We start from the raw sequence: 227 nt of genomic DNA on the forward strand, positions 1-227 counted from the left end.
GGACGATCTGCGCGCGGTCGACGTCAACATCATGACCATCGGCCAGTACCTGCAGCCGACCAAAAAGCACCTGCCCGTGGAAAAGTACTACCACCCCGACGAGTTTGCCCGCCTCAAGGAAGAGGGCATGAAGCGCGGGTTCAGCCACGTGGAGGCGGGACCGCTGGTGCGCAGCTCGTACCACGCCCACGAACAGGCCAACGCCGCCAAGGAAACGATCGCCCAGG

1 pseudogene is annotated in these 227 nt (G+C 63.9%); it reads left to right on the plus strand.

Annotated features, from left to right (window positions below):
- Positions 1–227 (plus strand): annotated as a pseudogene (locus tag LD028_RS09845) (lipoyl synthase); the annotation flags it as partial.

The sequence above is a fragment of the Anoxybacillus sp. LAT27 genome, from assembly GCF_022030075.1.
In the GTDB taxonomy this organism is placed as follows: domain Bacteria; phylum Bacillota; class Bacilli; order Bacillales; family Anoxybacillaceae; genus Anoxybacillus; species Anoxybacillus kestanbolensis.